2 protein-coding genes and 1 riboswitch are annotated in these 2,288 nt (G+C 63.1%); of the genes, one reads left to right on the top strand and one right to left on the bottom strand.

Annotated elements, in window-relative coordinates; genetic code table 11:
• Positions 1-15 precede the first annotated feature (15 nt).
• Complete coding sequence (locus EN749_RS34355) at positions 16-1,185, bottom strand: homoserine O-acetyltransferase (RefSeq protein ID WP_127271091.1); 1,170 nt, start codon at positions 1,183-1,185, stop codon at positions 16-18.
• A 114-nt stretch (positions 1,186-1,299) separates the two neighbouring features.
• Positions 1,300-1,377, bottom strand: a riboswitch (SAM riboswitch).
• Positions 1,378-1,513: 136 nt separating this feature from the next.
• Between EN749_RS34355 and EN749_RS34350 the strand changes: the two genes are divergently transcribed.
• On the top strand, positions 1,514-2,288 hold a 775-nt coding region (locus EN749_RS34350), incomplete at its 3' end, for a histidinol-phosphate transaminase (RefSeq protein WP_128364843.1).

Below are 2,288 nucleotides of genomic sequence, written 5' to 3'. Positions count from 1 at the left end.
GGTCGCGGTTGACGCTCATAGGCCCAGCCCTCTCGCCCTGGCGGCCGAGCCGATGAAGCCGTTGATGGCGGCAAACAGTTCCGGCTCGTCGAGCAGGAATGCGTCGTGGCCGCGGTCGGTCTCGATCTCGACGAAGGATACCGATGCTCCGGCGGCGTTGAGCGCATGCACGATCGAGCGGCTCTCCTCGGTCGGAAACAGCCAGTCCGAGGTGAACGACACCAGGCAGAAGCGGGTTTTCGTGCCGGCGAAAGCATCGGCCAACCGGCCGCCATGGTCGGCGGCAAGGTCGAAATAGTCCATCGACCGCGTCATGTAGAGATAGGAATTGGCGTCGAAGCGATCGACGAAGGTCATGCCCTGGTGGCGCAGATAGCTTTCGATCTGGAAGTCGGCGTCAAAGCCGAAGGTCAGCGCTTCGCGATCCTGCAGATTGCGGCCGAACTTGCGGTGCAGGGCGGCTTCCGACAGGTAGGTGATGTGGGCGGCCATGCGCGCTACCGCCAGGCCCTTTTCCGGGCGTTTGCCGTGCTCGAAATATTTGCCGCCATGCCAGTCCGGATCGGCCATGACAGCCTGGCGGCCAACCTCATGAAAGGCGATGTTCTGCGAGGAATGGCGCGCGCCGGTGGCGATCGGCAGCGCCGAGAAGACGCGCTCCGGATAGCTCGACGCCCATTCCAGCACCTGCATGCCGCCCATCGAGCCACCGAGCACGCAGAACAATTTTTCGATGCCGAAATGGTCGATCAGCATCTGCTGCGCCCGCACCATGTCGCGAATGGTGATAATGGGCAGGTCAAGCCCATAGGGCTTGCCGGTGGCGGGGTTGGTCGAGGCCGGACCGGTGGACCCAAGGCAACCGCCGATGACGTTGGAGCAGATGACGAAGAAGCGATTGGTGTCGATGATCTTGCCGGGGCCGATCAGCACTTCCCACCAGCCAGGCTTGCCGGTCACCGGATTGGTGCTGGCGACGTGCTGGTCTCCGGTCAGTGCATGGCAGACGAGGATGGCGTTGGAGCGGGCATCGTTCAGCGTGCCGTAGGTCTGGTAGGCGATCTGGAACGGTGAAAGCAGCGTGCCGGCGTCCAGCTTGAGCGGCTTGTCGGATCCAAAACGCAAAACCGGGCTCGACGGCTGGTCGACCTCGTTGTTGGTTTTGCGGGCACGCAGAACGGCCATGACATCCATCTCACACTTTGAGCCCACGCATCGCGCTTGTCGAAAGTCGATGCCGATACGGGTGTCCGGCCGGCGCGGACAACAAAAAACCGGCATTGCGGTCGCAAAGCCGGTTACAGGATGCAAACGGCCCTTTAGCAAGTTGTTTAACGTGGCTGCAAGCCGACCGGCCAAATCACCACGGAAGTTCGCACCCCTTCTAGGGCTGTGGCGCGCCGTCGTCAACGGCCAGCCCTGGGCGATGGCTGTCGCCTCTCGACATTGCAGGCCACGGCTTGTATTTCCGCTGCGGCTTCCCTCAGGAAGCGTTCTCGACGGATTTTGCGACATGAGCCAGACACCGGACCAGGCACGTCCAACCCCGCGTGCGGGCATCATGGACATCGACGCCTATGTGCCGGGCAAGAGCACGGCGCCCGCCGGCGTCGCCAAGGTCCACAAGCTGTCATCAAACGAGAATCCGCTAGGGCCCTCGCCGAAAGCGATCGAAGCCGCGCGCGAGATTGCCGGCAAGCTCGACATCTATCCCGACGGCACCGCCAGGCGGCTGCGCGAAGCGATCGCCGAGGTGCATGGCCTCAACCCTCAGAACATCATCTGTTCCAACGGTTCCGACGAGATTCTCGGCCTGCTGGCGCAGACCTATCTGGCGCCCGGCGACGAGGCCGTCATCACCGAACACGCCTTCATGGTCTACAAGATCTACATCCAGTCGGCGGGTGCCGTTCCGGTGACGATCAAGGAAAGAGATGAGCGCGCCGACATCGACGCCATCCTGGCCGCGGTCACGCCGCGCACCAAGATCGTGTTCCTCGCCAATCCCAACAACCCGACCGGCACCTATGTGCCGTTCCAGGAGGTGCGCCGGCTGCATGCCGGCCTGCCCAGGCACGTGCTTCTGGTGCTCGACGCGGCCTATGCCGAATATGTCCGCCGCAACGACTACGAGGCCGGCATCGAGCTGGTCGGCAGCACCGAGAACGTGGTGATGACCCGTACCTTCTCCAAGATCGGTCTCGGTGGCGCGCGGATCGGCTGGATGTATGCGCCGATGCATATCGTCGACGCCATCAACCGCGTGCGCGGTCCCTTCAACGTCAATG

It is taken from the genome of Mesorhizobium sp. M7A.F.Ca.ET.027.02.1.1, from assembly GCF_004022985.1.
Classification (GTDB): domain Bacteria; phylum Pseudomonadota; class Alphaproteobacteria; order Rhizobiales; family Rhizobiaceae; genus Mesorhizobium.
This window is presented reverse-complemented; position numbering and strand designations above follow the sequence as displayed.